The organism is Labilithrix luteola (assembly GCF_001263205.1).
GTDB lineage: Bacteria > Myxococcota_A > Polyangia > Polyangiales > Polyangiaceae > Labilithrix > Labilithrix luteola.
Genome location: NZ_CP012333.1, coordinates 11,531,960 through 11,557,990, shown reverse-complemented (window position 1 = coordinate 11,557,990; position 26,031 = coordinate 11,531,960). Strand labels below are relative to the sequence as shown.

The window sequence follows — 26,031 nt, the reverse complement described above, 5'->3', positions numbered from 1 at the left end:
GGTCCTAACGCATGGCCGCGGCGACGAGCTCTGCGACGCGGCGCGTGTCCCAATAGGCTTCCGCCGCGTACGTTTTTCCGTCGCGGAGCTGCACGCGATCGACGCCCGTCCACGTCAGCGTCTGGCCTTTCACCGTCGCCTCCGCGCGCCATTCGATGAAGAGCGCGTCGCCGTTCGCGGCCCAACGGGTGGGCACGAGGCGGAGGTCGGGGAGGAGCTTCTTCGTGCCTTCGAAGTGCGCGATGACGCCTACGCGATCCGCCGGTGAGGTCATCGGCGGAATGCGGTTTTGCGTGTCCTCGTGCATGAGGTCGCCCAGCGCCGCGGGCTGCAGCGGATTCCACCGCTCCGCGAAACGCGCGACATAATTGGCTGCTTCTTCGTGGGTGAGTGCTTTCGGGTGGGTTTCCATGGTCAAAGCATGGCCCTCGGTAAGCCATGCAAGTAGAGGCCGGTTTGGCAATTCACCCATGCAATGCCAGCATAGGTGCGTGGACCGGCTCGATAACCTCCGCGTGTTCCTCAAGTGTTCCGAGCTCTCGAGCTTCTCCGCTGTCGCGCGGGAGATGCGGCTCGCCCAGTCGCAGGTGAGTCGCGCGGTGCGGGCGCTCGAGGACGACGTTGGCGTGCCCCTCTTCGTTCGCACCACGCGCTCCGTCACGTTGACGAGCGAAGGGAAACGCTATCTCGTCGGCGTGCGCGCGGCGTTCGACGCGCTCGAAGCGGCGAAGAGCGAGGCCAAGCAGAGCCGCGATGCGCCGAGCGGAGTGCTTCGCGTCACGGCGCCGCCGGAGCTCGCGGAGGTGATTGGCGACGTGATTGGCGGGCTCGCGCGGCGATATCCCGAGCTCGCGTTCGACGCCGTCTTTACCGGGCGCGTGGTCGATCTCGTGCGCGAAGGCTTCGAGGTCGGGATTCGCGCCGGGGCGCTCACGCTCGCGCCGCCCGAATTTCGCGCGTACAAGCTGGCGGCTTCCCGCTCCGTCGTATGCGCCGCGCCCGATTATCCCGCGCCGCGCACGCCCGACGAGCTCGCCGCGCACCCAATCGCCGTTGTCTCGCGTAAGACGCCGAGCGACCTCATGCTGCATCACGAAAGCGGTCGGAAGGTCCGTGTGGCGCTCGACAAGCAGGGACGCCTTCGCGTCGATGATCTCCGCGCGATTCGCAGCGCGGCGCTCGCCGGAGCCTGCTTGGCCATTTTGCCGGAGACGCAGCTCGGCGGGCTCGTCCGCGTGCTCCCGCACTGGGCCACGGCGCCGACGCCAATCCACGCGCTCACGACCAGTACGCTGCCCCGCGTGCGCGTGTTCATCGACGCGCTCGCGGACCGACTCGGAGCGAAGAAGCCCAAGCGCCTTGCCTAAGCGCTGCGCGGCAGAAGTCGTGCGCGCCACAGGCGCGGTGTCGTGCCTTCCCAACCGCGAAAGGCTCGCGTGAAGGAGTTGAGCTCCGCGAAGCCGAGGAGAAAGGCGATTTCGGCGTCACCGAGGTCGGTGGCGGTGAGGAGGCGTTGGGCCGTGGTGCGGCGGACGTCGTCGAGGAGCGGCTGGTAGCCGGTGCCCTCCTTCACCAGATGACGCTGCAGCGTGCGTGGTGTGAGGGCGAGATCACGCGCGATACGCGCGATCGTGATCGGTTCGCCGACCATCCGCTTGCGCATGACGCTGGACTTCGTCGGTGAACGTGAGCGCGCGCTTTGCGATGCCGGCTTCGAGCGTGGGGAAGAGGCGGGCGTAGCGCTCGGCATTTTGCGGGCGGAACTGCCTCGCGAGATCGGACGCTGCGAGCACCATCCGATCGTTGGCCGCGTCGAACTCGATGGAGCAGCCGAAGTGATCCTTCAGGAGTCGAGGCTCGACGCGGCTTAGGCGACGACGTGACAGCTCGATGCGGCGGGGTACGAGGCGCTCGTTGCTCGCATTCTGGACGAGCTTGGCGAGCGCCGCGAAGACGCATTCGATGAGCAAATGGGGAATTGGTTCTGATGCGCGAATCCAGTGGAAGCCAATTCGTATGTCGTCTCCGTCGCGCGTGATGACGACTTCTTCTGCACAAACGAGCCGCTTGTAGCGCGCGAGGCGTTTCAGGCATTCGTCGAACGTCGGCGCATGCATCGCCGCGAGCTCGGCGAGATTCAATTGCTCGGGCGTTTTGTTGGCCCCGAGCTGAACGCCAATGTCCCGATTCGGAGCGAATTCGGCGAGCGCGCTCCAAAATGCCATTTGCTCGGACGTCGAAAACGTCGTCTGCGTCGGGGAAATCCCGGCGCGTGCGATCACTGCCAGTACATCGACGCCAAACGCGGCAACGCGTGCAAAGAGATCTGGCGGAATCGGGACCAGGTCGTTCATCGGTAGTCCGTCGAGATACTCAGATCCTTCCATCGCTCGTCTTCTTCGAGGCGTACAGCGAGGGCGGCCGTGCCCATCCTGAACGCGTCCGAGCCGAGCAAGAGTCGAACAGGCGGCTCTTGCTCTTGGGCGACGCGGAGGATCGCTTGGGCGACCCTTTTCGGATCGCTCGTGGCTCTTTGCGGATCACCGAAAGCGCCACGAATCACCGTGCCGACCGTCGGCTCGTAATCGGGTTTCAGCGATTCCGAGAGCATGGAGGCGTCGAACATGTCGGTACGCATTCCACCGGGCTCGACGCACGTCACGCGAACTCCGAAGGGCGCCACCTCTTTCGCCAGAACCTCGCTCAGGGCTCCCACCGCGGCCTTCGCCGACTGGTACGCACCGAGCCCAGGCGTGTGCTTGCGCGCGCCGATCGAGGAAACGAAGATGAGGTGTCCCGAGCGCTGCGCATGCAACGTTGGCAGCGCCGCGTGGGCGAGGTGATACGCGCCGAAGAAGTTGATTTCGAGCTGGCGACGAAACTCTTCTTCGGGCTGGTCTTCGACCGAATCGGCGCGGATGAAGCCGGCGTTGTTCACGACGACGTCGAGGCGTCCGAAGTAGGAGACGGCCTCTTTGACCGCCGCACGCGCCGCCGCCGGGTCGGTGACGTCGAGCGCGAGCGTTCGCAGTCGCTCGCTCGCTGGTAAGAACGCGAGGTCCTTTGCCGACCGCGCCGTCGCGACGAGCTTCTCGCCGCTATCGAGCAATGCTTCGGCTAGCGCGCGCCCGAGGCCGCGGGAGCATCCCGTAACGAGCCATACCTTCGACATGCCCCGTAATTTGCGCCGCTCGCTTCCCGCGCGCCAATCCGATCACGTCATTTCGCGCGGGGGAGGGCGCCCGCGCTCACTTTCCTACGCAGAGAAAGTTGTCGTAGCGCAGCGACCAGGGGCTCAGCGGGCGTCCGATGAAGGAGGCTCCGAGCGTCGTCTTGAGATCACCGGCGGTCAGGTTCGGCGCGATGTCGGACGTCGCGGCGACATCCCTATCCGCGACCTTGAGAGTGAAATGCGGAGTTGGAGACATCGTGACCGACAGGACGATGGGGACCCAGCCGCGGCTCTGCACGCTGCCGTCGGGGCTCTTCGCAAGGGTCTTCGTCGTCGAGGTCGATCGCTCGTTGGCGGTGATGCTTCCATTCTGGAGCACGAGCTCGATGCGCCAGACGTCGCTCGCATTTTGCAGTCCGAACGTGAAGAGCCTCACCGACGATTGGTCGCCGTTTCCGAGATCCGAGTAGAAGTCGAACGAACAGACCGCGTTGGGGGGGCCATTCGTCGGGAGGTCCTTCCCGAAAAATGCCCTCGGCAGGGAGCTGGTCGTGCCGGCGAGGATGTGGAGCGCCCGCGACGGCGATGCGGCCGGATCGACGTCGACGTCGAGCGTCGCTCCCACACCTTCGGAGGTAGTCCAGGTGGTGCCGACGCCGTCTTCGTCGAAGTCCTCGCAGTAGAGCGACTTTCCGAAGTACTTCTCGCAGAAGCGCGGCACGCTCACATCCTGATCCTTGGCCGCGTCTCTGGCGTCCTCGCTCGACCCCGCATCGAGGTTGTCGGTCGTGGAGTCCGGTGGCTCGGCCTCGTCCTCCGCGCTTGCCTCGTTGGTGTCCGTCGTGTTCGGCTCGTCGGTCCCCGCGTCCGGACCGAGATCGTGCAGGGGCGCGAGCAAACCGCAGCCGGCGCTCGTGGCGATGAGAAGGACCCCGACCAGGGCGCGCGCCCGGATGTTCGCGATTCGTCGAGTGCGCGTAGGCCGTGTGGTCACGATGGGAGTATAGCCGAACAGCGGCCCCAGGCGCCCTTCGACGAGCTCCGAGCTAGTGGCCTCGGGCGTTCAACGCGTTCCACGCGGCGTGCGAGTCCATGTAGTCGCGCCAGTGGGCGATCCGGCGGTTCTCGAGACGAATGATGGAGCAGAACCGGTTCTCGTAAGCGACGCCCGTTGCGAGGATCGTTCCGTGGACCTCGTATTCGATGACGACGACACGTCCATCGTCCGCCTTGTGCGTGACGAGGTGGTCGGCGGCGTGAAGCGCGATGCTCTTGGCGTAACCACGGAACGCAGCCATGAGCGCGGTGCGCCCGCGGATGATCCGCGGCCATCCCAGGTCGTAGAGGACTTCATAGATGGTGTTCTCGTCGACGACGTCGAAGAAGTGTTCTCCGTCGACGAGGTCGCCAAGCGCCCCTCGCGCGAGGTCGAAGTAGGGCGCGATCGACTCGAACTCGGCATATGTTTGGCCTGGCATGTTTCTCCTGGTCTTCATGGGCAGATGAGCGGGCGCGAAGACCGCGTCCGGTGGCGATCCGCCGACCAACATGCATCTCGCCGAGATATCTGTCGAATGCAACGACAGCAGGGCCTATATGCACATGGTGCATATCTCGTCGATCGACCTGAACCTCGCCGTGGTGCTGCGTGCGCTCCTCGATGAGCGAAGCGTGTCGCGCGCGGCCCGGCGGCTCGGGCTAAGCCAGTCGGCGACGAGCCACGCGCTAGGGCGCCTCCGTGAGGTGGTGAAAGATCCGCTCTTCGTGCGGACGCGAACGGGGCTCGTGCCGACGGCGCGCGCCGAGGCGATGGCCGCATCCGTGCGCACGTCCTTGGATGCGCTCGAAGAGACGTTCTTCGCGCACACGCCATTCGATCCGAAGACCGTCAAACGCACATTCCACGTTCGACCGAGCGATTACGTCGAGTACCTGGTGATTCCCACGCTCATCGAGCGCCTCGTGGAGGTGGCTCCGGGAGTCGACATCTTCGCGCGTGCCACCGCGACCGAGCCTGCGCTCGCGCTCGAACACGGCGAGCTCGACTTGCTCATCCAGCCGCCGCACACGGGGGAGCAGACCGAGGGCTTCCACATGCAGAAGCTATGGGACGAGCGCTTCGTAGGGATTGTGCGGCACGGGCACCCGTTGACGCGAGGGCGGGTGACGCTCGAGCGGTTCGCGAGCGCGAAGCACGCCCTGGTTGCGCCGCGCGGGCAACCTGGCGGAGGGAGGATCGATGACGCGCTCCGAGAGCGGGGGCTTGAGCGGCACATTGCCTTCACGACGCCGAGCTTCCTGGCTGCTCCTCACGTGGTCGCGACAACGGACCTTGTGATGATCCTCCCCGCACGCCTCGCGACTGCGCTGACGCGACAGCTCCGCCTGGCGACGTTCGAGCCTCCGGTGGAAATCCCCGGCTTCGAGATGACGATGTTCTGGCACGATCGACACGATTCCGATCCCGCGCACGCCTTCCTTCGCGGGGAGATCGCGCAAGTCGCCGCTGCCCTGCCTGGTTCGTCGAGCGCGGCGCGCTCCGGCAAGCGAGGAACTGCCCGCCATCCGCTTCGCCGAGCGCGCACGTACTAGCGCTCCTTGAAGTAGTGGCCCTCGGCGAGATCGGTGAGGAGGTCGGCGTGCGTGGGCTGCCAGGCGAGGAGGGCTCGCGTGCGTGTGCTCGAGGTGGGGTTGTTGACCGGGGCGAAGTGGGCGAGGGGGCCGAGGAACGTCGATGCCTCCTCGGCGGTGACGCTCTTCGCGGGCACGCCCACGCCCTTGGCGATGGCTTCGATGATCGCGCGGAAGGGCACTCCCTCGTCGGCGACGGCGTGGAGGCGCGTGCCCGCGGGGGCTGATTCGAGTGCGAGGCGGTACAAGCGCGCGGCGTCGAGCGTGTGCACGGCGGGCCAGACGTTGGCGCCGTCACCGACGTAGACGGCGAAGCCGTTCTTGCGCGCGGCCGCGACGAACATCGGCACGAAGCCGTAGTGGTCGAGCGAGCTGTGCACGGTGGGCGGCAATCGGACGACGGATGAGCGCACTCCGCGCTGAGCGAGGGCGATGGTGCTGTTCTCGGCGTCGACGCGCGGGCCGCCCGGAAGGACGTCTTCTTCGGTGCCCGTGCGGGTGAGCCGGCCGATGAGCGCGAGCTGCGCGGTCCCCGACGTGTTCACGAACGGCTTGTTCGTGCCCACGAGCACCTCGCCGATCGCTTGGACGACGCGGTCATCGTGCTGCGCGGCCTTCACGAACCCGTCGGGCGTGCCGCCGAAGGCGAGGTCGTGCTTGTAGCCGAGGTGGATGACGCCGTCGCTGGCCTTGGCGGCGGCGCGCAGCCCGTCGATGTCGTCGAGGTCGCCACGAACGACCTCGGCGCCCGCCGCTTTGATCTTCTCCGCCGACGGCTCGGATCGCGCCAGGCCCACCACCTTGTGCCCAGCTTCGAGCAGGTCGACGACGACCGCAGAACCGATGTGACCACTCGCTCCGGTGACGAAAACGCGCATGGTTGGCCTCCTGATGGCAGAAACTGACATGACTGGTACCACGTGATGTCAGTTCCTGCAATCACGACGACAGTTCCTGAAGTCGGCTATAGTTCCGAGCGGATGGCGCGCTGGGAACCAAACACGAGCGAACGACTCACCGAGGCGGCGATGGAGCTCTTCGCCGAGCGCGGCTATGGCCAGACGACCGTCCAAGACATCGCCGCACGCGCGGGCCTCACGGAGCGCACCTTCTTTCGCTACTTCACCGACAAGCGCGAGGTGCTGTTCGGCGGCTCGCACGAGTTTCAGAAGACCATCGTCGACGCCGTGCGCAGCGCCCCGAAGTCGATTGCGCCCCTCGACGCCGTGGTGGACGCCTGGGCCTCGACGAGCGACTTCTTCGAGCGGCGCCGCGCTTTCGCTCGTAAGCGCAACGCGCTCATCGCCTCGCATCCGGAGCTACAAGAGCGCGAGCTCATCAAGCTCACGACTCTCGCTGCGGCCATCGTCGATCTCTTGAAGCAACGCGGCACCTCCAGCGCTGCGGCGACCCTCGCGACCGAAGCCGGGCTCGCCATCGGCAAGGTTGGCTTCGAGCAATGGATCCGCGACCCGAAGGATCGGAGCCTGACGTTTCATCTGAACGCAGCACGCCGCCAGCTCGAAGCGGTCGTCGGAAAAGGAAAGCAAGCCGAGGCTGAAGGAAGCAGTAAGCGTTCCGCCTAGAGTTGCGGAGTACCTGACGGCGCTGACGAACGAGAGGTGGAAGGGGTGAGTTTCATGGCCCCTTCCGATCGACGTCGGTCGATGCGCTCAGCGCCTCCCACGTCTTCAACTCCTTCTCGAGCGAGGTGAGCTTCTCGCGCACGAGTGCCAGCGCGTCCGTGCCTAGGACGAGGTGCGCGGGCGGGTTTTCCTCGCCGAGGATGGAGAGCATGGCCTGCCCGGCCTTCGCCGGATCGCCGATCTGGTTTCCGTGCCTCGCGCGTCTCGTGGCGCGGATGGGGGCCATCACCGCGTCGTAGGCCTCGATGTGTCGTTCCGAGCGCACCATCGATCGGCCCGCCCAGTCCGTACGGAAGCCGCCCGGCTCGATGCTCGTCACCTTGATGCCGAAGTCGCGCACCTCCTTGCCCAGCGACTCGAAGAGCCCCTCCAGCGCGAACTTGCTCGCGTGGTAGAAGGCGATGCCGGGGAGCGTGACGATGCCGCCCATCGACGTGACGGTGAGGATGTGGCCTTTCCTCCGCGCACGCATCAGCGGCAGTACGGCTTGCGTGAGGGCGACGGTGCCGAAGAAGTTGACCTCCATCTGGTGACGAAGCTCCGAGAGTGGCGACTCCTCGACGGCGCCCTCGTGACCGTAGCCCGCGTTGTTCACCAGCACGTCGATGCGTTCGAAGTCGCGCTGCACGCCGGATGCGAACGGAGCGATGGCGTCGATGTCGGTCATCTCCAGGATGCGCCCGTGCGCGCGGCCGGGCAGGAGGGCCTCGAAGGCGGCTCTTGCCTCTTCGCTGCGCACGGTGCCGATGACCTGGTGCCCCTCGGCGAGCGCCGCCTCGGCGAAAGCGCGCCCGAGCCCGGTGCTCACGCCCGTGACGACGATGACTGCGTTGTTCAGCTTGCTCATGGTCCGTGTTCCTCGTGGTGGTTGGAGGCAGACCATTCATGCGCCGCAGGGCATGCGAAGAGAACAGCGACGTCGCTTCGATCACTTTGAAGCATTACCTTCACAATCGTGAGCATCCCGAGACTCGACGGCGTCGAACAGTTTCTTTTGGTCGCGGAGCTGGGCTCGTTCTCGGCCGCCGCGCGCCGGCTCGGCGTCTCTCCCTCGGCGGTGAGCCAGGCCGTCCGCCAGCTGGAGCAGCGACTCGGGGCGGCGCTCCTTCACCGCACGACCCGCAGCGTCTCGCTCACCGAGGCGGGCTCGCGCTATCTTGCGAGTGCGTCATCTGCGCTGGAGGCGCTCGAGGCCGCGAATGAGGCGGTCAGCGACCTGAGCCAGAAGCCGCGTGGCACACTTCGCCTCAACGTCCTGCGCGGCGCGTACCTCATGGTGCTGCAGCCCATCCTCGGGCGCTTCATCGCCGCGTATCCGGAGATCTCGCTCGAGATCTTCATCGACTCCGGCGTCTCGGACGTCGTGCGTGAGGGGTTCGACGCAGGCATCCGCTTCGGGCACGTGGTCGCGCAGGACATGGTCGGCATCGACGTTGGGCCTCGCCTAACGGCGCACGTCCTCGCGACGCCCGCCTACTTTCGTAAACGTGGCACCCCCAAGCATCCGCGCGATCTGAAAGAGCACGAGTGCATCGGTTTCCGACACCCGCCGTCGGGGCCCGTCGAGCCATGGGAGTTCGAAAAGGGCAAGGAGCGCTACCTGCTGCGTTTCGAGCCCCGGCTCGTCTTCAACGACTCGGCTGCATTGCTCCAGGCGGCCCTCGACGGCCTCGGCGTGACGTACACCATCAACGGCTATGTCGAGCGCTTCCTCGAGGAGGGAAAGCTCGTACGAGTGCTCGCGAGCTGGAGCCCGCCGCTCGATTCCTTCCGGCTGTTCTACCCGAGCCGGCGCCGCGTGGCGCCGAAGCTGCGTGCGCTCATCGACTTCCTGCGCGCTGCGCGCGCCCCAGCATCGCCGAACCTCTCGACTACGCTGAGGGAGCCGTGACGCGGTCCGCGGGATCTCAGAAGGAGTCGTCGGTCCGTGCGTTTCTCGCGCGGATGGCCTCTTCGGTCCTCGGAACGAGGGTCTCGAGCCCCGTTCTCTCTGCCTCCGCTTGGACCTCCTCGATGAACGGGCGGAAGCGCTCGTCGTAGGCTCGAAACGCGGCCTCGAAGTTACCGTCGTGATCGCGCATCGCATCGGCCAAGGCGGCGGCGCCATCGATGGCCAACGAGCCTCCCATGCCGGCGGCGGGCGAAGGGCAGTACCCCGCATCGCCCACCAATGCGACTCGACCTTTCGTCCACGAAGGCATTCGGATCTGACACAGCTTGTCGAAGTAGAAGCTCTTCGAGCCCCTCACTTCTTCGAGCAGCTCCGCTGTCCTCCAGCCCACCCCGACGAACTGGTTCGCGATGATCCGTCGTTGCTCCTCCTCATCGCGACGGTCGTACGGGATCTCGTTGTCGGAGGCGAACGAGAGAATGATGTCCGTGCTGTTCTTGTAGGCGTTGAGCATCACGGCCTTGCCCGGCACGTTGAACATCTGCGCGGTGTTCCGCTCGATGAGCAGCTTGTCGACGATCGTGATCGAGAAATATTGCCCGAGAAAATGCATGTACTGAGCTGCGTCGCCGAACCAGAGCTTCCGTACGGCGGAGTGAACACCGTCGCAGCCGAACACAAGATCGAACGCACGTCGTGAGCCCTTGGCGAACGTGACCTCCATGCCATCGATCGTTTCGCGAAGCGCGGTGATGCTGTCGTCGAAGACGACTTCGACGTGGTCTTTCACGGCATCGAACAGCATGGTCAGAAGGACACTTCGTTCGATCTCGAACTCGTCCTCCGAAGGCGGCTCGCCTTCGTCTCTAAGCAAGAGCGAGCGCTCTGTCACGTCGCGCTCGTTCTTGAGATCCCAACGCTGCAGGCTCAAGCGATTCGATCGGATCTGCTCGAAGAGTCCCATGCGGCGGACGACGTCGACCGTGCTGCCTTTGATGTCGACGGCCGTGCCGCCCGTCCGAAGCCCGCGCGCGATCTCCACGATGGTGACCTCGTAACCGAGGCGGCGCATCCAAAGGGCGGTCGAGAGTCCTGCGAAGCTCGCACCCGAGACGAGGACCTTCTTTCCGTTCGCGCTCATGACTTCTCCCTTCGATGGCCGCGTCCGGGCAGGCCTCGCGTTCGAGGATGTTATACTCAGTAAATATTTAAGTCGTCGATTTTGTACTGCGTATAAAATTGGTGACCGATGCCGACGGCGCTTCGCTAAAATCCGGCGTATGGGCGAGCGACGCGAGAGCAAGAAGCGCGAGACCAGGCAGCGCATCTCCGATGTGGCGACGGAACTCTTCTTCGCGCATGGCTTCGAAGCGGTGACGCTCGACGACATCGCGGGGGCGGCGAACGTCTCCAGGATGACGGTCTTCAATTACTTCCCGCGCAAGGAGGACCTCATGCTCGATCGCCAAGACGACTTGAAGCTGGTCTTCTTTCGCGAGGCGATCCGCACGAGGCCGAAAGGGCAGTCTCCGATCGCCGCGCTCCGCGTTCTCGTGGGCAAGCTGCGAGAGCAGAAGCATCCATTCGCCCGCTTCGACCGGCATACGGCTGGCTTCTGGCGCTTCGTCGCGGCGAGCCCGTCGCTCGAAGCGCGGCTCCGTGAGCTCAACGACGAAGCGGCAGAAGGACTCGCGATCGAGCTCGGAGGTCCGAAGCCGGATGGCGTCGCGCGGCTCGCGGCCGGGATGATCGTGCTGACGTTGCGCACGGCTCGCCAAGATGCCGTCCGCGTGTTCGACCGCGCAGGCTCCGCGAAGAAGGCGAACGCCGTATTCTTCGCGCTGATCGATCAGGGGTTCGCGGCGGTCGAGAGTCTAGGTGCCGCCACCCAGGCCTTCTAGGAAACGGCGGCCGGTACGAAGAATGTCGTGCCCGTTACAGCCGTCGAGACGTCGAGGATGCGGTCGTAGCTCCCCACCGGATCGCCGATGAACATCCGCTCCAGCATCCGCTCGATCACCCAGAGGGCGCGCGTGTATCCAATGAAGTAGGTGCCGAACTCGCCCTGTCCTGGTCGCTTGAAGGGCATGTTGTCGCGCAGGATGTCGTGCTCGACGCCATTTTCGTCGACGATCGTGGCGAGGCCCTGATCACGCGCGCGCTTCCTCCCGCTCAGGTGTCTCGAGACGAGACGCGCATCGCCCGCGACATGTCTCGGGAGCGAGCGCAGGAGGACAAAACAACAAGGGCCACCTTGCGGCGGCCCCGGTCTCTCAGCTCGCGCTTTCTCCCGGTCATGGGACTCGGGAGCGAGCGCAGGAGGACAAAACAACAAGGGCCACCTCGCGGCGGCCCTGGTCTCTCAATCAGATCCTGTCGGTTAGGATCTCGGGGGTCAGAGGGGGGCGGAGCCCCCCGACCTGACAAGCTCCAGCTGCTGGACTCGAACCAGCGACCCGGCGATTAACAGTCGCCTGCTCTACCGACTGCGGGGGTGCCCCCACCCGCGCGTCTTCGACGCGCGTCCTCCCCCAAATCCGTGCTCGGCCTAACGGCCTGCGCGCGGACGGGGGAGGGACGATTCGTTGCTCGCACGTTCGTCGTGTCGCGCCGCTCTCGCTAGCGAACATCAGCGCTCGCGACGCGCGGGTGCGCGCCGAGCTCCGTGACGCGCACGTTCCGCGCCGCGCGCCTCGATGGGCTCGCGGCAATGGCAAGACAGCGATCGGCGCGCGTCACGGAACCTGCGCGGGTGGCTTCGCTCGGCGCGCACCCGCGCGTCGCTCGGGAGGCATCATGTTCGGTCGGTCGCTCGTTTCGCGTGCTCAGGCTCGGCTCCTCGAAGAACGCGCTCGCGCCATGCGCTTCTCGCCCACACGCTCCGAGGAGTGGCTCTGGCGCTCTCTCTCCGGCTCCAAGCTCGGCTTCGCCTTTCGGCGGCAGCTCGTCATCGGCCCGTACATCACTGACTTCGCCTGCACGAAAGTGCGGCTCGTCGTTGAGGTCGATGGGCCTTACCACGAGCAACGCGCCCGGCCCGATGCGCGCCGTGATGCGTCGCTCGCGCGGCTCGGATGGCACGTCCTGCGTGTCACCGATCGCGAAGTTCTCGAAGAGCTCGCGTCGGTGGTTGAGCGCATCCGCGCGGCAGCCTTGGCGCTCGCTTGAGCGCCAGCACACACAAGAGAGCCACCCCGCGGTGGCCCCGCTCTCTCAGCGCGTTCATCTCCCGGTCACGTGTCTCGGACACGAGCGATCTCAGGAGGACAAAACAACAAGGGCCACCTCGCGGCGGCCCTGGTCTCTCAATCAGATCCTGTCGGTTAGGATCTCGGGGGTCAGAGGGGGGGCGGAGCCCCCCGACCTGACAAGCTCCAGCTGCTGGACTCGAACCAGCGACCCGGCGATTAACAGTCGCCTGCTCTACCGACTGAGCTAAGCTGGAAAGGAGGCTGTAGATACCTTCGCTGGGGTCGAGTCGTCAACGACGAATCGTGAGGGACGTTCACTTTTGGGAATGATCCCGCTGTTCCGTACGTCTTCACGGCATGGATGAGCCGCGGAGGGGGGCCGGAAGGTCCGGAATTGGGCAGGGGATCCTTCGCGGCGTCCGGGCGGCGCTCGGCGTCACGCTCATGACAGCGCTCGTGGGATGTGACCACGCCACGAAGGTCGTGGCGAAGGCGGCCCTTGAAGGGCACGCGGCTGTGCCGGTCGTGGATGGAGTGGTCGAGCTTCGGTACGCCCAGAATCCAGACATCGCCTTCAGCGCGCTGCGACTCCTCGGTGTCCGGCCTCCCGCGGGGGCGCTGGCCGCGGGAGCGATTGCGCTTCTCGTCGTCGTCGCCGTCCTTTGGGTTGCCTCCAGGCGGAAGCTCTCGCTCGCTCAGCATGGCGGCTTCGCGATGGTCGCTGCGGGCGCCATCGGCAATGTCTTGGATCGCGTCGCGAACGGGTACGTCGTCGACTTCATCCACGTGACGCGCTGGCCGATCTTCAACGTGGCCGACATCGTCATCGTGTTCGGCGTGCTGCTGCTCGCGTTCGGCGGAAGACTCGGAGGCAGGATGGAGACGGGAGGCGCTCCGCCCTCGGAACCGCCTTGTCCGCCGTCCGGGCCTTCCATGCAGCCCTGGTAGAGCGACCTCGAAGTATCCTGAAGCGCAAGCTCGGCGAATGCGCTTGAGCTATGCTCCCGGCATGCGTCGGCAAGCAAGACTTGCGTGGATGACCAGCTCCACGGCGGCTTTGTTGCTGACGTCGTTCGTGCTCATGCACTGCACGAACAAGGTGCCGCCGCCGGACGAGGGCGGGCTCGAGCCTTCGTCGAACGAGGGGCAGGGCGGCCAGGACAGCGGCAACGCGCTCGAGGCAGGGGCCAGCACGGACGCCACCACGACCGACAGCGCGCCTCCCACGCCGCCGGCGTGTGATCCGAACAAGCCGTTCGGGGCGCCCACGCGTATCCCCGGAACCAGCGACACGCTCCAGCAGGCCACGCCGCGGCTCTCGGCCGACGAGCTAACGATCTACTTCACCACCCATTCGAACGACAGCGCTCCGTACCGCCTCGCCAAGGCCACGCGGGCCACGCGTAACGATCCGTTCGGAGCTCCTTCCGAGCTCTCGGGGCTCACCGCGCAGAACTCGAACGACAACGATCCGGCGCCGGCCGCCGATCATCTGTCGCTCTGGTTCCACTCCAACCGCGGCGGCAACACCGACCTCTACTTCGCCACGCGAAGCACGCTCACCGAAGACTGGACGGCGCCGGCGATGGTGCCCGGCATCGCCACCAGTGCCGTCGAGGCGCACGCCTACTTCCGCATGGGCGGGGGCGGCGAGCTTTGGTTCGTCTCGAATCGAAACGGCAACTTCGATATCTTCGTCGCCAAGAAGAACGGCAGCGGCTTCGACTCGCCCAGCACCGTGCCCGAGCTGAACTCCGGCAAAGACGACTTCCAGCCTCAACCCAGCGAAGACGGGCTCACCATTCTGATCTCGTCGACCCGCGACGGTGGCAAAGGCAAAGCCGATCTCTGGATCGCCAAGCGCGCATCGACCACCGTGCCGTTCGGTGCACCAACGCCGCTCGACACGGTCAACTCGAGCGACACCGATCAAGCCGGTTGGATCAGCCCCGACGGCTGCCGGCTCTACTTCTCGAGCACGCGCGGCGTCGGCGACGGACACGATCGCCTGTACATCGCCGTGCGTCCGCTCTGAGTCGACGGCGTCCCGTCAGAAGCTCTTCTTCAGCGGAGCCGCCCCGGCCTCGGGCGCGGCGCCGGCGTCTCTCCAGAGGATGACGCCCGCATCGGCGTGAACGGCGCCGAGAGCTTCGAGCGAACGCTGGGTCACCGTTCCCGGGAGCTTTTTCGCCGCAATCTCGCTCGTCGCCTTCTCGACCGTCGCGAGCTTCGACGTCAGCGCCGTTTGGGCAGCTGGAGCGGAGCTCGCCACGCCGAGGCGAAGCGCACGTTCGGCTTCGCGCCACAACGCGAGCGATCCTTCGAGCGCGCGGAACGTTCCCGCGCCGTAGCTCGGCCCCATGCCCTCGCGACGCGCCAGATCGTGCTGAACGCAGGCCGAATGCTCGGCGGTGAGCTCGGGCGCGAGCGCGTTCGGATCGGCGCCCGTCCCGAGCAAGTGGTACGTCACGCACGCGCCTGGAACGGCCATCGCGATCGACTTCATCGCGGCGAGGGCGTCCTTGTCGTCGTCGATCTTCTTGCCGACGAGGGGGGCGGCCTCGACCATTCGACGTGCCATCGCGAGGCGAAGCGAATCGGCGCCGGAGCCCTTGCCGGTCTTCACCGTGTCGAGCCAACGATCCGACGAACCGAGCCAATCGCCGCGACCGTCGCGGAGCAAGACAACGGCCGCCGTGGCCGCCGACGCTTGATCGGGCGGTGACGACGTGAAGCCGGCCTTCGAGCCGAGCGCATTCGCGATCTCGCTGAGGCAACCCTTCTCGAGCGGCGAGGGCTGGCCGACGGCGAGGGCGACCGGCGCCGCTTCGGGACACGATGGGAGCCCCTTGGTCGCGTCGGCGATGGCGGACGCGTTGTCGTCGACCAGCGCGTCGCGCAAGACCTCGCTCTTCGACCTCGGACCTTTGCAGGCCGCGCCGAAGGTACCGATGACGAACGCGAGCGCACCGATGCCGAGCGACGCCACGGAGGCCGTTCTCATCGCGCGCCTCGCTCGAGTGCCCGTTCGCATGCCGAGACGATACAGCGATTACGCGGACCCCGACACGCAAGGAATGCGCAACTTGAAGGTGGCGCCTCCGCCGGACGTCGTCGAGAGGGTGGCCTCTCCGCCGTGACCTTCGGCCGTGCGCCGGACCACCGCGAGGCCGAGGCCGGTTCCCGTCGCGCGCGTCGAATAGAACGGCGTGAAGACGCGCTCGCGAAGCTCGTCGGGAATACCCTTGCCGTCGTCGGCGACGACGATCTCCACGACGCCGTCGACAGCGCTGACGTGCACATGAACGGGGCCTTTCCGGCCCTCGGCTTGGAGCGCATTCGCCACGAGGTTGATGACCGCCTGACGAACGAGCTGCTCGTCGCACATGACCTGGCCGATCTTCTCGGCGACGGTCACGACGAGCTCTTTCTCATCGGCATTGGCTGCACGCAACGCCGCGAGCGCCGCGTTTCGCACGACGTCATCGATGTGCGCGGGCGCCTGCACGAGCGGACGCGGACGCGCGAACTCGAGAAGGTCGGCCACGATCCCTCGAATGCGCTCCGCCTCTTCTTGAACGATCGCCATGAGCTCTTCGCGCGCGACGGGATCCTGCTTGGGCCTGCGCAGTCCTGACAGGGCATTGAAGATGACGCCGAGCGGGTTGCGGATCTCGTGCGCAACGACGGCGGCGAGCTCGCCGAGGGCCGCGAGGCGCTCGCGTTTGATGAGCTCCTGCTGCGCGAGACGCAGCTGGCGTGAAGACGTCTCGAGCGCCCTCGCACTCGCCACGAACCGCGAGGTGATCGAACCGCCGATGGCCACGATGGCGACGATGAGCCCGACGTCGAGCGTGTAGGGAGCGTCGTAGACGCCTTCGGCCGCGAGCGAGTCGTACATCGCACACAGGACGAGCGCCCCGAGCGCGATGCAGTAGGTCCAGGCGCCCGGCTCACCGGCCTTCCATCGACGCGCATAGCGCGCGCAAAGCACGCACAGGCCGAAGAGGTGGAAGGCGAAGGCGACAGAGCCCAGTGTGGTGAGCTCACCGTCGCGATAGACGGCCCCGAGCCACGGCACGTAGCGCGAATGGATCACGCTACTCATCAGGCCGTCCGGCCAAAGCGCGTAGACGGAGACCACGCTCCCGATCGACATCATCGTTCGATCGAAGCGGCTGAGGGGCCGGTCGAACTGGATGGCGGAGTACGCGAACCACGCGACCGTGTGGAATCCGCCGAAAAAAGCGGCGAGGCGCGATCCGAAGAGGAGCGTCGACGTCGAGACGGGAAGGGTGACGACGATGTTGGCGAGGTTGAAGAGTGCCGCCAGCGCAGCGCAGACCGAAAACCAACGAAGCTCACGCCAGCCCGGCGCCGAGGACATGCCCAGCGTCAGCAGCGCCGTCAGTAGTCCGATCGACGCAGAAACGACGGAGAGTGTCGCAGGTATTGTCACATGCCCGCCCGATCCTAGTGTCGGGGCTTCCGAGGTCTCCCGCAAGCCGCCCGAACGAATCCGAGGACTCCGGAGGCTCGCGCGAGCCACAAAACCCAAACGCCGCGGATCCTAGGGGATCCACGGCGTCGTGGTTACCGTGTTCGGCGTCGCGGCGGAAGGTCAGACCGTCGCGAACGCGGCGTCCGAGATGTCGAGCGGGGTCTTGTCCTCGTCGGCGAGGAGCTGAGCCTTGTGCTCGACGCCCGGAAGGACGTTGCGCGCGAAGAAGAGCGCCGCCTGGACCTTGCCCGCGTAGAACGCGTGATCGGGGTGGTTCGCGGCGACCTTCTTCTGCTGCTCTTCGGCCACGATGGCGCCGTCGAGGAGGAGCCACGCGACCGTGAGCTCGCTCATCATCTCGCAGAAGCGGTTGGCCGAGAGCGGCACCATCGCGGTCTGGCCGCTCTGGAACCACATGAGGAGGCGCATCGCCGTGCCAGCGACGGCTTCCTGCGCCGCGCCGAGCTTCTTCACCGCCGCACCGAACGTGGGGTGGTTCGAGTGCGCGGCCACGAACTTCGCGATGTCGCCCAGGTACGCCTGGAGGTTCGCGCCGCCCGCCTGACCGAGCTTACGACCCACGAGGTCCATCGCCTGGATGTGGTTCGTGCCTTCGTAGATGCTGAAGATCTTCGCGTCGCGGCAGTACTGCTCGACGGGGTAGTCGCGCGTGTAGCCCGCGCCGCCGTACGTCTGGATGGCCATCTCGCAGACGCGGAAGCCCTGGTCCGAGCCGTACGCCTTGACGAGCGGCACGAGGAGGTCGACCTGGCCCTGGTGGTAGGACGCCTTCTGCTCGTCCTTGCCGTGGTTGGCGTGGACCTGGTCCTGGTGGTGGCAAAGCTTCACGGCGAGGGCGCGGATGCCTTCGGTGAGCGCCTTCATGTGGAGCAGCATGCGACGAACGTCGGCGTGCTCGATGATGGCGACGCGCGGCGCCGAAGCGTCTTTCCAGTGCGCGATGCTCGAGCCCTGCTTGCGCTCCTTCGCGTACTCGAGCGCGTTGAGGTAGGCGCTCGACGCAACGGCGACGCCCTGGACGCCGACCGAGATGCGCGCAGCGTTCATCAGTTTGAACATCTGCGGCATGCCCTGATTGAGCTTCTCTTCGCCGCCGACCGGCCAGCCGATGCACTGGCCGTTGTCGCCGAAGTTCAGAACGCAGGTGGCCGAGCCGTTGATGCCCATCTTGTGCTCGAGGGCGCCGACGGAGACGTCGTTGGTCTGGCCGAGCGAGCCGTCCGCGTTGGTGCGGATCTTCGGGACGATGAAGAGCGTGAGGCCCTTCGTGCCGGCCGGCGCGCCGTCGACGCGCGCGAGCACGAGGTGGATGATGTTGTCGGCGAGATCGTGGTCACCGCCGGAGATGAAGATCTTGGTGCCCTTGATCGAGTAGCTGCCGTCGGGGTTACGCGACGCGGTGGTCTTCGCCGAGCCGACGTCGGTGCCGGCGTGCGGCTCGGTCAGGCACATCGTGCCGCCCCACTTGCCGGCGAACATCTTCTCCGCCCAGTGCTTTTTCTGGTCGGACGTGCCGAACTGCTCGATGACCTCGGCCGCGCCGTAGGCGAGACCCGGGTACATGTTGAAGGCCGCGTTGGAGCCCGAGAGGATCTCCTCGATGAGAACCTGGAGCGAACGCGGTGCGCCTGCGCCGCCGAGCTCCTGCGGAACGCCGATCGCCTTCCAGCCGGCTTCGTAGAGCTTGTTCCAAGCGTCTTTGAAGCCCTTCGGCGTGATGACGTTGCCGTTCTCGAGCTTGCAGCCCGTGATGTCGCCGACGACGTTCAGCGGCCCGAGCACTTCGCGCGCGAAGCGGTAGCACTCCGCCAGCGAGCTCCGCACTTCCTCTTCCCCCAAGCCTCGTACGGGCCCTGCCCCAAGATGTCGGCGAGCTTGAACTGCTCGAAGAGCAGGAAGTTGAACTCGCGGAGGTCGGCCTTGTAGCGGTTGATGGCTTGGATCGGCTTCGTCACGGGCGCGCTCCTTCGAACAAGCGGAAAGCTGTCTTTCAAACAGCTCGGACCTCGACCAGATCTCGAGTGGAAATCTCGAGTTCCGTCGAACGCTGGTCATCGTGCGACCCGTGGTGCGACGCGTCAAGGCGAAACTGAATGGCGATTCAGTTTCGCACGAGGCGGCGTGCCGAGGTGAGCACCCGCAGGACTTCGCGTCCCGGCCCTCTCTGCGTCTCGCTGCACCGCACAATCACGACTTCTTGGCTTTGTTCTTCCCGAAGCCGAGCATGTGCTCGCCCGAGCCGCTCTTTCGCGCGCGCATTTCGAAGAGCCGAACCTCACGCGCTGCATCGACGTGCTTGGGGTTGATCTGCACCGTGCGGGCGAAGTCGCGCGCCGCCGTGGCGGTGTTGCCGAGCCGCTTGTGGAGCATGCCGCGGTAGAAGTACGCGCGTTCGCAGTAACGATCCTTGTGCACGGCTTTGTCGAGTGCGGCGATCGCGGAGGTGAGGACCTCGGGGGCAGCGTCGCCCGCCCACGCCATCGCCCAGGCGAGCAGTGCTTGGGCTTCGAGGTCCTCCGCGTCGGACTCGGCGAGCATGCGCGCTTCTTCTTGCGCGTAGGCGTAGTCGCGTCTTTGGAGCGCGGAGTCGATCTCGCGGATCACGTCTTTGCGCGGGGGCTTGACGATCTGCTTGCTCGCCGCGCGCGAGGCCAGCCAACCCCGACGCGCTTCGGTGTCGGTGAGGGTGCCGTTCGCGTTGGTCATGTGGCTGAAGATCTTTTCGATCTCCCGGCGAACGCCCTCGAGCTGCGGCGGGATCCGGTCGGGATGCCAAAGCTTCGCGAGTCGGAAGTAGGCCGCGCGCACCGCTTCGACCGAGGCGCCTTCCGGAACGCCGAGCGCCGTGAAGTAGTCTTCGGCGTCGACGTTCTGCGCGCGCTCGATGATCTTCGCCATACCGAGATCGAGCGGACCAGGCGCCTGCGCCGGCGTCTGAGCCTGAGCGACGGGCGGCGGCATGCTTCCCGCCATCGGACGCGTCGAGCCAACGGCCGGCATTCCGGGCGTCGAGCCCACGCGGAACGACATCGACGGCATCGACTTCATCGGCGAACGCGAGCTCGGCGGAGTCATGATGCCTTGCGGAATCACGGTGCTCTCCGGCGTGTTCACGATCGGAATCGAAGCCATCGGCGGGCGTACCGAGGCCATGACGCCGCTCGACGGGCGGCCGGCCGACGCGGCCGGCATGGAGGGAGTCGAGACCGAAGCGACCTCGACGCACTTTCCGATGACGAGCAGGTAGAGCAGCAAGTCGAGATGCTGCGGCTCGAGGCTCGACATCGCGCGCATCTGGATGATGGTCATCGGCTTGTCGGCCATCGCCTTGCACAGCTTCGTCTCTTCCGGACCGAGGCCGACGCTCGTGAGCGGAGCGTCGCTGATCAGGCGGAGCCCCGAAGCCCGGAAGCGCGCCAGCACTTCGGCCACCACCGGATCCGTGGGGTGCTCGCGAAGGCCACGCCACACCGGAGCGAGCGGGTCGATGACGATCGGCGGTTCCCCTTCGTTCGGCGTCGCTTCGTAGAACGTGAACTCCGACTCTTTCGGGAACGTGAAGAGGTGCTGCGTCTTCCGGCAAAGCTGCTCGAAGAGCGCCTCGTCTCGCTGCGCCTTGGTGATCGCGCCGCGCTCCACGAGGATGTCGCCGTGCTTGCGCCTCTTCTGCGCGACCTCGAGGAGCGTCGCGTTCATCGTCTCGATATCGATGTGACCGAGCTCGTAGAGAACCGCGCCGAAGTAGGCGACCGGCGGCTTGTTGCGAACGTCGGTGATGCGTCCACGCCAGAACGCGATGTCGCCACGATCCCCGTTTGGCGCGCGAAGCTCGAAGAGGCCGGTAAGCCTTCGATTGCGGGCGTAAACGAGCACGTGCGCAAGGGGCGTCGTCGCGAGCGTGCCGGTTGCACTCGGCGCGGGTCGCTTGGGCGCGTCGACCATGAAAGAACCTTAACATGTCTGGCCACGCGCTCGGTCACCAGAACGAGTGACGACGTCGTGTGCGAAAGCCTGCGAGCCCGACGGCAGCCCTGCTACGCGCGCACTCACTTGGGCACGACGCGGCCGACGAGCTTCCGCAATCCCGATCGAACGGCCGAGAGCTCGCGCTCCGTTTGGCTGCCGGTTTTCGAAGGGGCAGCAGCCGTCGTCGGGGCGACTGCGACCACTCGGACTTCGCCCGAGCTCGCGCGTTGCCGGATCTCGTGGAGCCGCATTTCTCGCGCCGCATCGATGTTGCCGGGCTCGAGGCGCAGCACGCGCCGGAAATCGCGAACGGCGGCGTCGACGCGGCCGAGGCGTTTCGTGAGCTGGGCTCGATAGAGCAGCGCTCGCGCGCAGTCGGGATCGCCCGCGAGGAGCCGATCGAGCTCGCCGACCGCGCGCTGCACGGCTTCGTTGGGAGCCACGCCTGCGCGGACCTCGCACCACACGACGATGGCACGCGCTGTCGGACCTTCGGCGCCGCTGCACGCGACGGCACGTGCGAGCGCGCCCGCCTGGAGGAAGTCGAAGCGGGCGAGCGCCTCGTCGACGTCGCGCAGCGTGACGGCGCGTGGGGAAGAGGGCGAGGGCTTCGACTCCGGAGGGGCCTTGGCTCGCGGATCGGTGAGCACCCGGTGTGCGTCCACGATGCGCGCGAAGATCTGTTCGCAGAAGGGGCGAAGCGCGTCGTCGACCCCGTCGGGAATCCGGTCAGGATGCCATACGCGCGCCAGCCGGAAGAACGCGGCGCGCGCTGCCTCGAGCGGTGCTCCGCGAGGCAGGCCGAGGACGGTGTAGGGATCCTCCTGGACGATCTTGCGGGCGCGTTCGAGGACCCCCTCCTTCCCCAAGGCGAGCGGGCCCTCCGGATCGGTCTGCACGCGCGAGGCCGCGCGCGTCACGACGAGCACGTAGAGCAAGAGCTCCGTGCGCACCTTCCCGAGCGTGCTTCCGCCGATCACGTTCGCGATCGGCACCGCCTGGGTCGTCATGCTCTCGCAGACGCGAAGCTCGTCTCTCGAAAAGCGAAACCGACCGAGGTCGCATCCGGGATCGAGCTTCAAACCACCGTCGAGCCGCGCCAGCACTTGCCTGACGTGCTCGAGCGGCGGATTCGCGCAGAGCCCACGCCACATGATGGGCCACGGATCGACGGTGGGCCGTCCTTCGTCACGACCGCCCGCGTGCTCGTCCACGTCCGGACGGAACAGCCAGTGCGTTTCGTCGGGGAACGTGAAGAGATGCAGGGCCTGGCGCTGCGTCTGCTCGGCGAGCGCCGCGTCGAGCTGCGCATCGGTGATCGACTTTCGCTCGAGCAAGATTTGCCCGTGCAGGCGTCCGCTGTTGGCGACCTCGAGGAGCGTCGCGTCGAGCGTCTCGTTGTCGATCACCCCGCGCTCGTAGAGAACGGTTCCGAGGTAGGTAACGGCCTCGCTCGTCCAGAGCGAAGCAACCCGTCCCGAGCGCACGACGAGCGTGGCGCGCCGCGCGTCATGGCGAAACCGGAACGTGCCCGTTGCCGCGCGAAGATGCGCGTCGGCGAGCAAGGCCACGAAGGGTCGTGCGCCGAGCAGCCCCGACCAGGCGTGCGTGGGTTGCTCGCGCGAGGCACGATCGTTCATCCGCCAGTGGGAACGGCGGGAACGATCGAACCTTGAGCGATCTCAGAACTCGGCGCGAACGACGACGAACTTGTTGCAGAGCGCCTTGTCGGTGAGCTCTTTGTACGACTTGGCGCCTGTCTCACTGCGCATGCCGTTGAGTCGGGAGTGCTCGGTGATGAGGTAGATCACCTTCACGCCCTTCTCCTTCTGCGCCTTGAGCCAGTTCTGATACGTCGCGCCCGTCGAGACGAACGCGGGGATCTTGTTGCTCGTGTAGAAGTTCTCGCCCTTCCAGTTCATCTGGTAGGCGATGAGCTGATCGTCGGGGCTCTGGCGATCGCGGTAGTACGCTTCGATGAGCTCGTGCTGTCCCCAGTGGGGCGACATCGCGACCATGTACACGTCGAGACCCCACGCGGCCCACACGATGGAGAACGCGCAGAACGCCGCGATGGCGTGACGACGAATCGAGCGTGCGCCGGCAGCGATCGAGAGGATCGCGGCGATCGCCGTGAAGCCTCCGAGCACCGCGCCGAAGTCGAGCGAGTCGGGCCACGCGCGCTTGTAGTTGTACGTGAAGAGCTGCAGCAGGCGAATGGCACCAGGCTGATCCGACCCGTCGGGCTTGATCGAAAGGTCGCGCCCGACGAGGGCCACGACGACCGCCGCGAGGACGGCCGCCGCGCCGATCATGAGCTGCTCGTGGAACCGGCGCTGCTTCGCCTCTTCGTCCACGGAGACGATGCCGCCGCGGTAGGGCGAGCCGCCCTCCTCGACGAGTTGGTCCGTGGTGATACCGGCCGTGGCGCGACGTCCGAACATCTTCACGACGACCCCGATGCCCACGAGGCCGAGAACGGTCACCCCGATGGCGACGGGAGGACTCGCATCGAGGCCGCCGCGACCGAACATCGAGCCCGACCAGAAGCGCATTGCGCCCCACGTTGCGATCGCGGTCGAGAGACCGAGGCCCACCACGTAGAACGGCAGCTTGCCGATCTTCGCGAGAGGCTCGTCGCCGAGGATGTCGTCGAGCACGACACCAACGAGCATCGCCACCGGCGGAACGGCCGGGAAGATGTAGTGGTGGAACTTCGTGCCCATGAACGTGAACAGGGCGTAGGCGAAGAGGAACCACATCACGAGCATGACGGAGGCGTCGCCGACCGCGAGAGCGGTTCCGGTGCCCCTGCCATTCGTTGCTCGCGAGAGCGCGGAGTCGCTTCGACGGAAGCCCCACACGAGCGCGAGAGGCGCCAAGCCCGTCCACGGGAACAGCGCGTAGCCGAGCTGCCAGACGTAGTAGCGGAGGCCCGTGTCGTCGCCTTCGTTCGTGTCGTGCACGTGGCTGAAGGCGCGGTTGAACATGTCGTGGATGATGATGCGGTCGGTGAACGGTGGTCCGTGCCGCACGTACATCGCGATGTACCAGGGGAGGGCGACCGCGAGGATGACCAGCAACCCGCTGAGAAGCTCGAGGCGGAGCAGCTCGCTCCAGCGCTTCTTCGTTGCGACGTACGCGAACGCGCAGATGACGGGCAGACCGACGCCGGCCGGGCCCTTCGCCATCGTGGCGATCGCCGCGCAGAGCCACGCCGCCACGTAGACGATGCGGCGCGTTCGGCGTTCACCCCAGTTGAGGTACAGCAGGCCGCCGATGATCGCGGCCCAGGCGATGCCCTGGAGCGAAGGCTCGAAGCCGGCGAAGTAGCGGATGAAGCTCGGACCGATGCCGTCGGGGTTTGCGCCCACCGACTTCGGCACGCTGGCCGGCGAATGCGAGGCGCAGGCCTCGTTGCCCGGGAGGCCACAGTTGCCCGCCGAGCCGGAACGGAACTCGTCCCAGTGGAGGCGGAAACCCTTCTGATCGCCCGCGAGAACGAGCTCGAGGTTGCGCGAGAGCAGGTAGAGGATCTGCGGGATCGCGCAGATCAGCACCGCGCCGAACACGAGGTGCCAGAGCGAGAGGCGCAGCTTCATGCCGAACGCCTCGAGCTCGTAGACTTTGACGCGCGCGTCTTCGTCGACGTTGAGACCGTAGAGGAGCAGGCCCATCGCCGCGGTCATCGACGCGACGAACGGCATGTCCGTCATGGTCTGGTGCGCGAGGAAGAACCAGTCCGGCATGGTGGCGAGCACGAGCCCGCCGAGCAGGCCCGCACGACGACCGAAGACCTTCGCGACGCCCTTGTAGAGCAGGTACATCGCGCCGATGGTCATGAGCACGTTCGGCGTGCGAACGACCCATTCCGGATGCGCGACGGGCAACCCACCGGCGCCGATCAGCATCTGATCGGGCTGGAAATGGGTTCCCAACGTGCCCATCGCGAGCGACTGGATCCAGAAGTTCAGGATGGGCTTCGACCAGAACCAGCCGTCTTGTGCCCACCAGAGCGAGACCCAGTCGTCGCGCGAGAGGATCTCGCGGGCGACCTCGCCGTAGTGCGTTTCCCAGGGATCCCACAGGGACTGCAGACCCATGGCCGGGAAGTAGAGGAGTGCGCCGATGGCGACGACCCAGAAGCCATGGCGCTGGAGGAGCGGTCGCTCCTCGCCGAGCTCGTCTTTTGCCCACGGGCCGAGTGAACGACCGACGGCGAACAGGCTCGCGACGAGACCGAGGAACGTGCCCGTGACGGTGATGGAGCCGACCCACCACGGACCGAACCCGGCTTGCGCGGCGGCAAGCGAGCCGGCGAACGCGGCGACCAAGGCGATCGTGCGAGCGATCGGACCGCGCAGGTTCGCGAGCGTGGTCGACGTCGTCGGCTGGGTCTCGTCGTCGAACGAGCCGAGCAGATCCATCACGCCGAACGCGGCGATGGCGACGAACAGGAAGCCGACCGGGATGCCCCAGGCGTTCTGCGTGTTCTTCGCCATCAGGAGGAACGCAGGGATGGCTCCGCCGAGGAGCGCGATCAGACCGCGCTTGACGCGCAGCGGATTGCCGCGCGGCAGGAGCTCCGCCCCCTCGTCCTCGTCGCTCTTGCCCTCACCTTCGGCGGCAGCTCGAGAAGGAGAGGCGACGTCGTCGTCGCCATCATCCTCGTCGTCCCCCTCGGGATCATGCGGCGCGGGCTTGTCCTCGTGCGCAGAGGCTTTGTCTGCACGCGTAGGAGTGGCCGCCTTCGAGGGCGCTTCGAGCGTCGTCGCGTCCCCCTCGTCCTTCACGTCCGTCGACTTCGTCTCGCTCATGCGTGCGTTCGCTGGCCGGCGGCCCCTGGTTCGTGATTCGTGGTTCGTGAACCTAGTGAGCCAAAGCTAGGATGTAGGTAAAAGGGGGCCTGAACCCCAGGGTGCGAACGGGATTTACCAACTTTGCTGGCGCAAGACCAGACGAGCGGCATTTTCCCGTTCGAACCGCCCCCCCGAGGCTCGGCTCCCCCCTGA

22 protein-coding genes, 2 tRNA genes and 2 pseudogenes are annotated in these 26,031 nt (G+C 66.3%); 8 read left to right on the top strand and 18 right to left on the bottom strand.

Features of this window, described 5'->3' with window-relative positions; translation table 11 throughout:
- Positions 1–4 precede the first annotated feature (4 nt).
- Complete coding sequence (locus tag AKJ09_RS49795; RefSeq protein WP_169928624.1) at positions 5–412, bottom strand: nuclear transport factor 2 family protein; 408 nt, start codon at positions 410–412, stop codon at positions 5–7.
- A 79-nt stretch (positions 413–491) separates the two neighbouring features.
- Here AKJ09_RS49795 and AKJ09_RS49790 point away from each other — a divergent pair, with 79 nt between their 5' ends.
- The gene (locus AKJ09_RS49790; RefSeq protein ID WP_169928623.1) at positions 492–1,367 is read left to right on the top strand and encodes a LysR family transcriptional regulator; all 876 of its coding nucleotides are present in this window, start codon (positions 492–494) and stop codon (positions 1,365–1,367) included.
- Here the strand turns inward: AKJ09_RS49790 and AKJ09_RS49785 are convergent.
- The 5 genes from AKJ09_RS49785 to AKJ09_RS49765 all read right to left on the bottom strand — a co-directional run bounded on the left by AKJ09_RS49785 (position 1,364) and on the right by AKJ09_RS49765 (position 4,668).
- The gene (locus tag AKJ09_RS49785; RefSeq protein WP_169928622.1) at positions 1,364–1,663 is read right to left on the bottom strand and encodes a helix-turn-helix transcriptional regulator; all 300 of its coding nucleotides are present in this window, start codon (positions 1,661–1,663) and stop codon (positions 1,364–1,366) included. The genes AKJ09_RS49790 and AKJ09_RS49785 overlap by 4 nt on opposite strands.
- Positions 1,611–2,387, bottom strand: coding sequence for an AraC family transcriptional regulator ligand-binding domain-containing protein (locus tag AKJ09_RS49780; protein WP_146654901.1), 777 nt, complete (start codon positions 2,385–2,387; stop codon positions 1,611–1,613). Before AKJ09_RS49780 ends, AKJ09_RS49785 begins: the two co-directional genes overlap by 53 nt.
- Complete coding sequence (locus AKJ09_RS49775) at positions 2,351–3,172, bottom strand: SDR family NAD(P)-dependent oxidoreductase (protein ID WP_146654900.1); 822 nt, start codon at positions 3,170–3,172, stop codon at positions 2,351–2,353. The genes AKJ09_RS49780 and AKJ09_RS49775 overlap by 37 nt, the downstream gene beginning before the upstream one ends.
- Before the next feature lie 76 nt (positions 3,173–3,248).
- Positions 3,249–4,166, bottom strand: a complete 918-nt coding sequence (locus AKJ09_RS49770) for a hypothetical protein (RefSeq protein WP_146654899.1) — start codon at positions 4,164–4,166, stop codon at positions 3,249–3,251.
- A gap of 52 nt (positions 4,167–4,218) precedes the next feature.
- Positions 4,219–4,668 (bottom strand): nuclear transport factor 2 family protein, encoded by a 450-nt coding sequence (locus AKJ09_RS49765; RefSeq protein ID WP_205634000.1) that lies wholly within the window; start codon positions 4,666–4,668, stop codon positions 4,219–4,221.
- A 106-nt stretch (positions 4,669–4,774) separates the two neighbouring features.
- On the opposite strand from AKJ09_RS49765, the gene AKJ09_RS49760 reads away from it, so the two are divergent.
- Entirely contained in the window at positions 4,775–5,764 is a 990-nt protein-coding gene (locus AKJ09_RS49760) for a LysR family transcriptional regulator (protein ID WP_169928621.1), read from the top strand.
- Here the strand turns inward: AKJ09_RS49760 and AKJ09_RS49755 are convergent.
- A complete protein-coding gene (locus tag AKJ09_RS49755) occupies positions 5,761–6,681 on the bottom strand; it encodes an SDR family oxidoreductase (RefSeq protein WP_146654896.1) in 921 nt (306 codons plus the stop codon). The two genes, AKJ09_RS49760 and AKJ09_RS49755, sit on opposite strands and share 4 nt — an antisense overlap.
- A gap of 102 nt (positions 6,682–6,783) precedes the next feature.
- On the opposite strand from AKJ09_RS49755, the gene AKJ09_RS49750 reads away from it, so the two are divergent.
- The gene (locus AKJ09_RS49750) at positions 6,784–7,389 is read left to right on the top strand and encodes a TetR family transcriptional regulator (protein WP_146654895.1); all 606 of its coding nucleotides are present in this window, start codon (positions 6,784–6,786) and stop codon (positions 7,387–7,389) included.
- Between the two features lie 52 nt (positions 7,390–7,441).
- Here the strand turns inward: AKJ09_RS49750 and AKJ09_RS49745 are convergent, their stop codons facing one another.
- Positions 7,442–8,296, bottom strand: a complete 855-nt coding sequence (locus tag AKJ09_RS49745; RefSeq protein WP_146654894.1) for an oxidoreductase — start codon at positions 8,294–8,296, stop codon at positions 7,442–7,444.
- A gap of 108 nt (positions 8,297–8,404) precedes the next feature.
- On the opposite strand from AKJ09_RS49745, the gene AKJ09_RS49740 reads away from it, so the two are divergent.
- The gene (locus tag AKJ09_RS49740; RefSeq protein WP_146654893.1) at positions 8,405–9,340 is read left to right on the top strand and encodes a LysR family transcriptional regulator; all 936 of its coding nucleotides are present in this window, start codon (positions 8,405–8,407) and stop codon (positions 9,338–9,340) included.
- 16 nt (positions 9,341–9,356) lie between these two features.
- On the opposite strand, the gene AKJ09_RS49735 is transcribed toward AKJ09_RS49740, so the two are convergent.
- On the bottom strand, positions 9,357–10,481 hold the full coding sequence (locus AKJ09_RS49735) for an FAD-dependent monooxygenase (protein ID WP_146654892.1): 1,125 nt from the start codon (positions 10,479–10,481) through the stop codon (positions 9,357–9,359).
- On the opposite strand from AKJ09_RS49735, the gene AKJ09_RS49730 reads away from it, so the two are divergent.
- Positions 10,480–11,241 carry a TetR/AcrR family transcriptional regulator gene (locus AKJ09_RS49730; protein WP_240488897.1) on the top strand — a complete coding sequence of 254 codons (762 nt, stop codon included), beginning with the start codon at positions 10,480–10,482 and terminating at the stop codon, positions 11,239–11,241. The two genes, AKJ09_RS49735 and AKJ09_RS49730, sit on opposite strands and share 2 nt — an antisense overlap.
- On the opposite strand, the pseudogene AKJ09_RS56480 reads toward AKJ09_RS49730, so the two are convergent.
- Both AKJ09_RS56480 and AKJ09_RS49720 read right to left on the bottom strand, forming a co-directional pair.
- Positions 11,238–11,483: pseudogene (locus tag AKJ09_RS56480) on the bottom strand (Dyp-type peroxidase); the annotation flags it as partial. The gene AKJ09_RS49730 and the pseudogene AKJ09_RS56480 sit on opposite strands and share 4 nt — an antisense overlap.
- Positions 11,484–11,768: 285 nt before the next feature.
- A tRNA-Asn gene (locus AKJ09_RS49720) sits at positions 11,769–11,834 on the bottom strand.
- Between the two features lie 302 nt (positions 11,835–12,136).
- Here AKJ09_RS49720 and AKJ09_RS49715 point away from each other — a divergent pair.
- Complete coding sequence (locus AKJ09_RS49715; protein ID WP_146654891.1) at positions 12,137–12,508, top strand: endonuclease domain-containing protein; 372 nt, start codon at positions 12,137–12,139, stop codon at positions 12,506–12,508.
- 204 nt (positions 12,509–12,712) lie between these two features.
- Here the strand turns inward: AKJ09_RS49715 and AKJ09_RS49710 are convergent.
- Positions 12,713–12,785: transfer RNA gene (locus tag AKJ09_RS49710), tRNA-Asn, on the bottom strand.
- Between the two features lie 190 nt (positions 12,786–12,975).
- On the opposite strand from AKJ09_RS49710, the gene lspA reads away from it, so the two are divergent.
- Together lspA and AKJ09_RS49700 are read left to right on the top strand one after the other, a co-directional pair.
- Positions 12,976–13,479 (top strand): signal peptidase II, encoded by a 504-nt coding sequence (gene lspA / locus AKJ09_RS49705; RefSeq protein WP_169928620.1) that lies wholly within the window; start codon positions 12,976–12,978, stop codon positions 13,477–13,479.
- A gap of 88 nt (positions 13,480–13,567) precedes the next feature.
- Positions 13,568–14,566, top strand: coding sequence for a TolB family protein (locus tag AKJ09_RS49700; protein WP_169928619.1), 999 nt, complete (start codon positions 13,568–13,570; stop codon positions 14,564–14,566).
- Between the two features lie 15 nt (positions 14,567–14,581).
- On the opposite strand, the gene AKJ09_RS49695 is transcribed toward AKJ09_RS49700, so the two are convergent.
- The 6 genes and pseudogenes from AKJ09_RS49695 to AKJ09_RS49670 all read right to left on the bottom strand — a co-directional run bounded on the left by AKJ09_RS49695 (position 14,582) and on the right by AKJ09_RS49670 (position 25,836).
- Positions 14,582–15,535 carry a hypothetical protein gene (locus AKJ09_RS49695; protein WP_146654889.1) on the bottom strand — a complete coding sequence of 318 codons (954 nt, stop codon included), beginning with the start codon at positions 15,533–15,535 and terminating at the stop codon, positions 14,582–14,584.
- 48 nt (positions 15,536–15,583) lie between these two features.
- Positions 15,584–16,990, bottom strand: a complete 1,407-nt coding sequence (locus AKJ09_RS49690) for a sensor histidine kinase (RefSeq protein WP_205633998.1) — start codon at positions 16,988–16,990, stop codon at positions 15,584–15,586.
- Positions 16,991–17,152: 162 nt separating this feature from the next.
- Positions 17,153–19,008: pseudogene (locus tag AKJ09_RS49685) on the bottom strand (acyl-CoA dehydrogenase).
- A 232-nt stretch (positions 19,009–19,240) separates the two neighbouring features.
- Positions 19,241–20,995 carry a J domain-containing protein gene (locus tag AKJ09_RS49680; protein WP_146654887.1) on the bottom strand — a complete coding sequence of 585 codons (1,755 nt, stop codon included), beginning with the start codon at positions 20,993–20,995 and terminating at the stop codon, positions 19,241–19,243.
- Between the two features lie 104 nt (positions 20,996–21,099).
- Positions 21,100–22,659 (bottom strand): J domain-containing protein, encoded by a 1,560-nt coding sequence (locus tag AKJ09_RS49675; RefSeq protein ID WP_146654886.1) that lies wholly within the window; start codon positions 22,657–22,659, stop codon positions 21,100–21,102.
- A gap of 42 nt (positions 22,660–22,701) precedes the next feature.
- Positions 22,702–25,836 (bottom strand): ArnT family glycosyltransferase, encoded by a 3,135-nt coding sequence (locus AKJ09_RS49670; RefSeq protein ID WP_146654885.1) that lies wholly within the window; start codon positions 25,834–25,836, stop codon positions 22,702–22,704.
- Positions 25,837–26,031 lie beyond the last annotated feature (195 nt).

What these genes read in the sequence shown, in the direction of transcription:
- AKJ09_RS49775 (WP_146654900.1), bottom strand. Translation starts at nt 3,172, where the DNA reads ATGTCGAAGGTATGGCTCGTTACGGGATGCTCCCGCGGCCTCGGGCGC.
- AKJ09_RS49670 (WP_146654885.1), bottom strand. Translation starts at nt 25,836, where the DNA reads ATGAGCGAGACGAAGTCGACGGACGTGAAGGACGAGGGGGACGCGACG.
- AKJ09_RS49745 (WP_146654894.1), bottom strand. Translation starts at nt 8,296, where the DNA reads ATGAGCAAGCTGAACAACGCAGTCATCGTCGTCACGGGCGTGAGCACC.
- AKJ09_RS49795 (WP_169928624.1), bottom strand. Translation starts at nt 412, where the DNA reads ATGGAAACCCACCCGAAAGCACTCACCCACGAAGAAGCAGCCAATTAT.
- AKJ09_RS49780 (WP_146654901.1), bottom strand. Translation starts at nt 2,387, where the DNA reads ATGGAAGGATCTGAGTATCTCGACGGACTACCGATGAACGACCTGGTC.
- AKJ09_RS49715 (WP_146654891.1), top strand. Translation starts at nt 12,137, where the DNA reads ATGTTCGGTCGGTCGCTCGTTTCGCGTGCTCAGGCTCGGCTCCTCGAA.
- AKJ09_RS49735 (WP_146654892.1), bottom strand. Translation starts at nt 10,481, where the DNA reads ATGAGCGCGAACGGAAAGAAGGTCCTCGTCTCGGGTGCGAGCTTCGCA.
- AKJ09_RS49700 (WP_169928619.1), top strand. Translation starts at nt 13,568, where the DNA reads ATGACCAGCTCCACGGCGGCTTTGTTGCTGACGTCGTTCGTGCTCATG.
- AKJ09_RS49730 (WP_240488897.1), top strand. Translation starts at nt 10,480, where the DNA reads ATGACTTCTCCCTTCGATGGCCGCGTCCGGGCAGGCCTCGCGTTCGAG.
- AKJ09_RS49680 (WP_146654887.1), bottom strand. Translation starts at nt 20,995, where the DNA reads ATGGTCGACGCGCCCAAGCGACCCGCGCCGAGTGCAACCGGCACGCTC.
- AKJ09_RS49755 (WP_146654896.1), bottom strand. Translation starts at nt 6,681, where the DNA reads ATGCGCGTTTTCGTCACCGGAGCGAGTGGTCACATCGGTTCTGCGGTC.
- AKJ09_RS49785 (WP_169928622.1), bottom strand. Translation starts at nt 1,663, where the DNA reads ATGCGCAAGCGGATGGTCGGCGAACCGATCACGATCGCGCGTATCGCG.
- AKJ09_RS49750 (WP_146654895.1), top strand. Translation starts at nt 6,784, where the DNA reads ATGGCGCGCTGGGAACCAAACACGAGCGAACGACTCACCGAGGCGGCG.
- AKJ09_RS49760 (WP_169928621.1), top strand. Translation starts at nt 4,775, where the DNA reads ATGGTGCATATCTCGTCGATCGACCTGAACCTCGCCGTGGTGCTGCGT.
- AKJ09_RS49765 (WP_205634000.1), bottom strand. Translation starts at nt 4,668, where the DNA reads ATGAAGACCAGGAGAAACATGCCAGGCCAAACATATGCCGAGTTCGAG.
- AKJ09_RS49695 (WP_146654889.1), bottom strand. Translation starts at nt 15,535, where the DNA reads ATGAGAACGGCCTCCGTGGCGTCGCTCGGCATCGGTGCGCTCGCGTTC.
- AKJ09_RS49675 (WP_146654886.1), bottom strand. Translation starts at nt 22,659, where the DNA reads ATGAACGATCGTGCCTCGCGCGAGCAACCCACGCACGCCTGGTCGGGG.
- lspA (WP_169928620.1), top strand. Translation starts at nt 12,976, where the DNA reads ATGACAGCGCTCGTGGGATGTGACCACGCCACGAAGGTCGTGGCGAAG.